6 protein-coding genes and 1 pseudogene are annotated in these 7,003 nt (G+C 63.8%); 2 read left to right on the forward strand and 5 right to left on the reverse strand.

Annotated elements, in window-relative coordinates:
* The coding region (locus MOV75_RS21965; RefSeq protein WP_247006603.1) for a methyl-accepting chemotaxis protein at positions 1-408 on the forward strand (408 nt) is incomplete at its 5' end.
* Between the two features lie 96 nt (positions 409-504).
* On the opposite strand, the gene MOV75_RS21970 is transcribed toward MOV75_RS21965, so the two are convergent.
* Entirely contained in the window at positions 505-1,164 is a 660-nt protein-coding gene (locus tag MOV75_RS21970) for a peroxiredoxin (protein ID WP_246926676.1), read from the reverse strand.
* Positions 1,165-1,543: 379 nt separating this feature from the next.
* Between MOV75_RS21970 and MOV75_RS21975 the strand changes: the two genes are divergently transcribed.
* Complete coding sequence (locus MOV75_RS21975) at positions 1,544-2,116, forward strand: hypothetical protein (RefSeq protein WP_246926678.1); 573 nt, start codon at positions 1,544-1,546, stop codon at positions 2,114-2,116.
* A gap of 67 nt (positions 2,117-2,183) precedes the next feature.
* Here MOV75_RS21975 and MOV75_RS21980 read toward each other — a convergent pair whose 3' ends face one another.
* The 4 genes and pseudogenes from MOV75_RS21980 to MOV75_RS21995 all read right to left on the reverse strand — a co-directional run.
* Complete coding sequence (locus MOV75_RS21980; protein ID WP_246926680.1) at positions 2,184-4,049, reverse strand: alkaline phosphatase family protein; 1,866 nt, start codon at positions 4,047-4,049, stop codon at positions 2,184-2,186.
* 1,156 nt (positions 4,050-5,205) lie between these two features.
* Complete coding sequence (locus MOV75_RS21985; RefSeq protein ID WP_246926682.1) at positions 5,206-5,523, reverse strand: response regulator transcription factor; 318 nt, start codon at positions 5,521-5,523, stop codon at positions 5,206-5,208.
* A 51-nt stretch (positions 5,524-5,574) separates the two neighbouring features.
* The gene (locus MOV75_RS21990) at positions 5,575-6,798 is read right to left on the reverse strand and encodes an ABC transporter permease (protein ID WP_246926685.1); all 1,224 of its coding nucleotides are present in this window, start codon (positions 6,796-6,798) and stop codon (positions 5,575-5,577) included.
* Positions 6,795-7,003, reverse strand: a pseudogene (locus tag MOV75_RS21995) (macrolide ABC transporter ATP-binding protein); the annotation flags it as partial. The gene MOV75_RS21990 and the pseudogene MOV75_RS21995, both read right to left, overlap by 4 nt.

The raw sequence follows: 7,003 nt of genomic DNA on the forward strand, positions 1-7,003 counted from the left end.
GGCTTCGCGGTGGTGGCCCAGGAGGTCAAGACGCTCGCCGGCCAGACGGCCAAGGCGACCGACGAGATCTCGAGCCAGATCGAGAGCATGCAACTCGCGACCGAGGAATCGGTCGCCGCCATCAAGGCGATCAGCCAGACCATCGAACGCATCAGCGGCATCGCGGGCTCGATCTCGGCTGCGGTCGAGCAGCAGAAGAGCGCGACCCATAACATCGTGGCCAGCGTTCGCGCCGCGGTGTCGGGCACCGCCGATGTCGCCGTCAACGTCCGTCACGCCGCCGAGGGCGCCAGCGAGACCGGCGAGACCTCGAGCCGGATGTTCGTCTCCGCACAGGCCCTGTCGGGCGAGAGCCTGCATCTGAAGGCTGAGGTCGACAGATTCCTCGACCGCGTGAACGCGGCCTGATCCAACCTCGTCATCCCGGGATGGTCCGAAGGACCAGACCCGGGATCTCGAGATTCCGGGTTCGGTCCTTCGGGCCGCCCCGGAACGACAGTTGGATTATTTCGGCTGCGGCACGATGCGGATGTAGGGCTTCGGCTCCTTCCAGCCCTGCGGGTAGATCGTCTTGGCCTCGTCATTGGAGACCGAGCCCGCGATGATCACGTCGTCGCCCTGCGACCAGTCCGCGGGGGTGGCGACGCGATGCTTGGCGGTGAGCTGGAGCGAGTCGATGACGCGCAGGATCTCCAGGAAGTTCCGCCCCGTCGTCATCGGGTAGACCAGCACCAGCTTGATCTTCTTGTCCGGCCCGATGATGAAGACGTTGCGGACGGTCTGGTTGTCGGCCGGGGTGCGGGTGAGGGGATCGCCTGAGGTCGAGGCCGGCAGCATGCCGTACAGCTTCGAGACGTTGTAATCGGTGTCGCCGATCATCGGATAGTTCGGAGCTGCGCCCTGCGTCTCCTTGATGTCTTCCGACCATTTGGCATGGCGGTCGACCGGATCGACCGACAGGCCCATCAGCTTGACGCCGCGCTTGTCGAATTCCGGCTTCAGCTTGGCGAGTGCGCCGAGCTCGGTCGTGCAGACCGGCGTGAAGTCTTTCGGATGCGAGAACAGGAGCGCCCAGCTATTGCCGATCCAGTCGTGAAACTTGATCTTCCCTTCGGTGGTCTCGGCTTCGAAGTCGGGTGCAGTGGTGCCGATCGGAAGTGTCATGGATCTACCTCATCGCATTGAATCTAAATGACAAATTGTCTTTGTCGTCATCCCCATTATAGGGCGTCGTCGAGCTGAAGTGAACCGCTTCAAGTAAAATGTGAATTCCTTCTTTGAAGGGCCGATATCCTAGCACTTTTTTGTTACAGCTGCGCCTGCGACGAAACACCTCCACCGGAGCCGCACGGACTCAATTGCCCCGATAAAGCCTTTTATGACTTTCATCACGCTCGCCCGGCGCTCCTAGAACCAAAACGGTCCTGACAGCGACCAATTGGCAACCATCTCGAAAAGTCGCGATCGCCGTATCGAATCGTTAACCACCCCTTTACGCCGGCATGAAAATGCTGGCCGATCAGAAGAAGTCTGGAAGTGAACTATGTCTGCCGCTGCGCCTAAATCTGTTGAGTCGCCGTCCCTGGAGCCGTCCTGCCGCGATACCGCGGCCCATGCGCTGAGCATCGTGCGCGACGGCGTGATTACGGGCGAAGGCCCGACTACCAAGGGAAGGGTGCATTTCTCCCGCTCGCTCGATGCCGATGACACCGCCTGGTGCACGCGCATCCTGACCGCAACCGCCGTCAACGACCAGCCCGTCAGCCGCACCGAGGCTGAAGTGCTGTTCGAGATCAACGAGGCCGCGACCGAGCGTACCGATGGCGGCCGCTTCGACGATTTGCTCGCCAAGGCCGTTGCGCATTATGCCGCAAGCGCCTCGGGCCTGAAGGTGCCGCCGCGCAGCGTCGCGCTGTCGGCCGACACCGACATCGAGAGCTGGGCGCCGTCCTATGCCTCCAAGGTCAACAGCGAGATGCTGGAGTGGATCGCCGGCCAGATGCGCGGCAAGCGCCAGAACAATCGCCGCCTGATGGCGATGGTGGCGACGTTCCTCGGCGCCACCGCGCTGCCCCTGGCGGGCCAGCTGCCGAACGTGTTCGACATTGGGATGTAAAAATCTGGGCATGTAACAACCGAGATCTTCTCGCGCCCCCTGCGGGGCGCGAGCGAAAGCGGCGGGGTTATTTCCCCGCCGTTTTTTGTTTGCCGGCGTCCACCTCGAGCCCCAGCGTGCGGCCCGGGAAGCCGGCGGCGTCGAAATAGCGCTGGCTGCCGACGCGCTGGAAGTTCAGCACGGTCTGAAGGCCGTTCTCGGAGACTTTCGACTTCTCAACCGCCTTGTACGCTTTCGGCGTGACGCCGTTGGGCAGCGCCTCCGACATCACCCGGCCGACCAGGCTGCCCTTCTGGGTGGCGCGAAGGCCCATGAGCTGGACGGCCGTCATGCCGACGTCGGCATTGCTGACCGGCAGCTCGTCGACGAAGCCGGTTTTGAAGTCCGGCCCGATCGCCGCCATGAAGTTCATGGTGTCGCCGCGGCTGAAGCTGCCATGCATGCCCTGTCCCTGGCGCAGCACGGTGTCGGCGACCTGCACCGAGCAATTGGTCGGCGCCTCGCCGCAATCGCTGGCATACGAGCGGAAGTTGACGACGATCGACGGCGTCGGCGTCGCCGACTTGCCGCGCAGGTTGATGCTCGACAGCGGCAAGGTGCCGGGGAAGCGGCCGAGCGAGTCCTCGACGAACAGGCCGGAGACGTAATCCTGCTCGAGCAGGGCCTTGATGGTTTTCGCCGCCAGCTTCTTGTCCTTGGTCGGCAGATAGACCAGGTCGGAGCCGCCATTGGTGGCGACGACGAGATCGGGCTTCTCGGGATCCTTGCCGAGCACGCCGTTGCCGGCCTTGGGATGCTTGTTGCCTTCGATCTTCGCGTTCTTGTCGTTGGGGTCGAACAGCGGCAAGTCGAGCGCCTTCGCAAGGTCGATCGCCAGAAAGCCCATCGGCAGGAAGTCCTTCGGCGTGTCGTCATAGCTGACCTTGGCCGAAGGGCTGGTCTTGCTCTCCTTGGAGATGGTGGAGAAGCCGTGGTCGGCCGAGATGATGATGTTGGTCGAGGCAGTGAGGCCGAGCTCGTCCAGCGCCTTGCGAAGCTGGGCGAGGTTGGTGTCGGCGTTCTTGATGCCGGCCATCGAGGTCGGGCCGTTGATGCCGGGCTTGATCTGGTTGAGGCTGTCGCCGGTGTTGTGCTGGCTGCCGTCGGGATCGCGCGACCAGAACACCAGCACGAACGGCTTGTTGCGCGCCTTGAACATCGGCAACACCACCTTGGCGGCGACGTTGGCGAAATAGGCCTGCTGCGCGACGTTGGCAGACGTGGTGCCCGGCGTCTTGGCATCGCCCGCCTTGGAATTGTCACCGCGCGGCGGCGTGGTGGTAGGCAGGCCGGCCTTGGTCAGCGCGTCCTTCACCTCGTCCGATAGCGCGACACCATTCTTGCCGCCGGTGGCGTCGTCAAACACGATCGAGTGTAGGCCGGCCTTTTCGGGCTTGTCGGTGTGATCGAACTGGTAGGTCGGACCATGCTTGCCCAGCGCAGCGGTGCTGAATCCCTTGTCGCGGGCCAGCTTCAGGATGGTCTCTTCGTTGAGATAGTTGCCCTTGAAGTGCTCGTCGATGTCGCCGAGCACGGCGTCGTTCTCGATGAAGGGGACCACGGTGTCGCCGGCGGGCACGGAGGTGTAATTGGTCCAGATCGTGTTGGAGAACACGCCGGTATCGCCGAGATAATGGCCGGTCGACATCGCCGAGCCGTTGGCCATGGTGAAGGTCGGGAAGAGCGAATGCGAATTCTTGAAATTGACGCCCTTGTCGCGGACCTCGGCCATGGCGGGTGCCGTTTCAGGGTTGACCTTCAGCGCGCGCAGGCCGTCCGGAATGAACAGGATCAAATTGCGGGGCGTGTTGTTCTGTGCGGAGGCAAGTCCGTTGGTAAGTCCGGCGGACAGCACTGTCAGTCCGGCGGACAGCAACACCAGTGAACGGCGCATCAAAATCTCCCTGCAGTGAGGCGGCCTGGCCGCCGACCGCGGCCTCCGGTTCGTTTAGTTTCGCTGGATGACGGTTTTGTTACAAGGCCTGTGACATCTGCAATGGGCCGGGGAGGGCGCCTGCCACTCTCGTGTCCGGACGCGACGCGCGCGCGAGCGCGCTGCGCAGCGTCCGGGGCACGAGACCATCGTTTGGGCGTGCAGCTCAAACTCAATCTATCCAGAACCTTTCCGCACCGACAGTATTCCTCCCGTCATCCTGAGGTGCGAGGCGTGCGATGCGAATGCATCGCATGCGGAGCCTCGAAGGACGGTGCAGCGGGGCCGTCGCCCTTCGAGGGCCGCTGAAGAAGCGGCCACCTCAGGGGGACGGTCTTAAATGATGCCTGCGGAAGCATTCTCTATTCGCCAGTGGCGTAGGGTGGGCAAAGGCGCACAGCGCCGTGCCCACCAATTCAATCGCGACAGGCAAAGATTGTGGGCGCGCTTCCGCTTTGCCCATCCTACGATGTTCGAGCTTGTGATACGCAGCTGAAATCGCAGACACACCTTCGCAGCCTCGCGGCTCATCTGGCCCGAGCTTTGCTTCGTCGCCTTGCCCTCAATTGAAAGAGGGCGCAGGGAAGGCCGGGAGCCGGTTGGCTCCCGTGGACCGCCATGCCAAGAGCAGATTGCGTGTGCTCCTGCATAGCGGAGAACAGGGCAACCGGAGATCCCGGCCTTCCCTGCGCAGTGGTTTGACGGCTTATGTCGTGCTCTCCCCGGGGAGCGTTGCACTATTGCCCCCGTCGCCTTGCGGATGATCGATGCGCGTGCCCGGTCGGGCCGCCACATCACCGCTGAGACTTGACGCACAGACCCCGGGCGCCAGGACCACACGATTTTGCCGTACGCCGATCACACCGGTCGTGTGCGCGAGGTGTTTCGCTCACGGTTGCCCGCCCCGCAAAATCCTTCGCGCCGATGCAATCAGCGCCCACCGCCGTCCGGCCCGCGTTCGTGACGATCGCGATACGCCCCTCTTCCTTGGGCCGGGTTGCCGCGACACATACGTCATTTCCGAATTTCGGTAAAGTGGAATATTTTTCGCTGCGCGCGTTGGCCTAGGGCTCGCATGTTTTGCCCGTCGGGCAACGCAAGGGATTGTGTCCGGCGTTCAATCAGGCGCGGTCAGCACCGATGAACTTTGAGCCGGCGCCTGCGCGGGCTTTGGCGCCGCCGGACGGCGGTCGGCCCTGGCAAGATCGCGGCGTAGCGACAATGGCGCCGCGTGCAGGGCAAACGCGATCGCGATCTGCGTTCGGTTCGAAAGCCGGTATTTGCGCATGATGTTGCCGATATGCGCCCGGACCGTGTTCTCCGAGATCTTGAGCTCGTAGGCGATATTCTTGTTTTGCAGCCCCCGGGCGATCAGCATCATCAGCTCACGCTCGCGCGGTGTCGGTGTAATCGAATCCTTCGGATCCGGGCTCATGATAGGCTCCTCGCTCGTCTTCGGGCTGAATTGGCCGCCTTCGGCATCTTCTCACTCCGCTTTGAGCGCCTCGATCGGGCTGAGCTTGGATGCCTTGTGGGCGGGATAGAAACCGAAGATGATGCCGGTGGCGATCGAGAAGACCAGGGCAAGGCCGATCGCCTGACCGTCGATCGAGGTGACCCATCCTGCCATGCGGGCGACTGTCATCGAGAGCGTGACGCCGCCGGCGACACCGATGGCGCCGCCGAGCAGGCAGAGCACAAGCGCTTCGCAGAGGAACTGCAGGCGGATGTCCCGCATCCGCCCGCCCAGCGCGCGGCGGATTCCGATCTCCCGCGTGCGTTCGGTAACCGAGACGATCATGACATTCATGATGCTGATGCCGCCGACCAGCAACGAGACCGAGGCGATGGCGACGAGCAGCAGCGCGACGGTGCGGATCGCGCCCTGCTGCGCTTCCATCGCGGCGGCCGGATCCTGGACCTTGAAATCGTCCTCCTGGCCGGCGGGGATGCGGTGGCGCTGCCGCAGCAGGTTCTCGATCTCCGATCGGGCCCCCGCCATCTGGCCGTCGCCGGCCACCTTGGCGATGATGTAGGCAACCGAATCCCGATTGATGTTGCTGGCACTGCCGAGAAAGCGCAGCTTGGCGGTGGCGAGCGGCACGAAGGCGACGTCGTCCTGCGCCGGTCCCTTGCGATCGAGCACGCCGACCACTTCGAGCGGCACCTTCATGATCCGGATCTGCGCGCCGATCGGGTCGTCGCCGGGCGCGAACAGCTCGCGCGCGACCGTGCTGCCGAGGATGACGACCTTGCCGGCGCCTGCCTCCTCGGAGCCGGAAAAATAACGCCCGCTGGCAAGCTGCCAGTCGCGCACCATGAAATGCCCCGTCGTCGTGCCGTTGATGGTCGTATTCCAGTTCTTGCCCTCATGGATGACCTGCGCCGTTCCGGCGATCGAGCCGGCCGCGGCCTGGATTTCCGGAATCTGCTCGAGGATGGCCTGCACGTCACTCTCGGTCATCGTCAGCTTGCTGCCGTCCTTGAGACGCACGCCGCCCTGATAGACCGCGCCGGGGGTGATCATCAGCACGTTGGCGCCGATCGAGCGGATCTGCTCCTGCAGGCGAAGCTGCGCGCCGGCTCCGATCGCAAACACCGTCACGATGGAGGCGACGCCGATCACGATGCCCAGCATGGTGAGGAAGCTGCGCAGCGGATTGAGGCGCAAGGCGTGCAGAGCGATCTGGAAGCCCTGGAGCATCGTCATGACACGGCGCTCCGTTTCGGCAGGATCGGGACCAGGGTCTCGTCACTGACGAGCTCGCCATCGTGCAGGCGGATGGTGCGGCGGCACTGCGTCGCGATGCCGGGATCATGCGTGATCATCACGATGGTCTGACCGCTCCGGTTGAGCGCGGCGAACAGCGCCAGGATCTCGGCGCCGGTGCGGCTGTCGAGCGCGCCGGTCGGCT

It is taken from the genome of Bradyrhizobium sp. PRIMUS42 (genome assembly GCF_023006515.1).
In the GTDB taxonomy this organism is placed as follows: Bacteria; Pseudomonadota; Alphaproteobacteria; order Rhizobiales; family Xanthobacteraceae; genus Bradyrhizobium.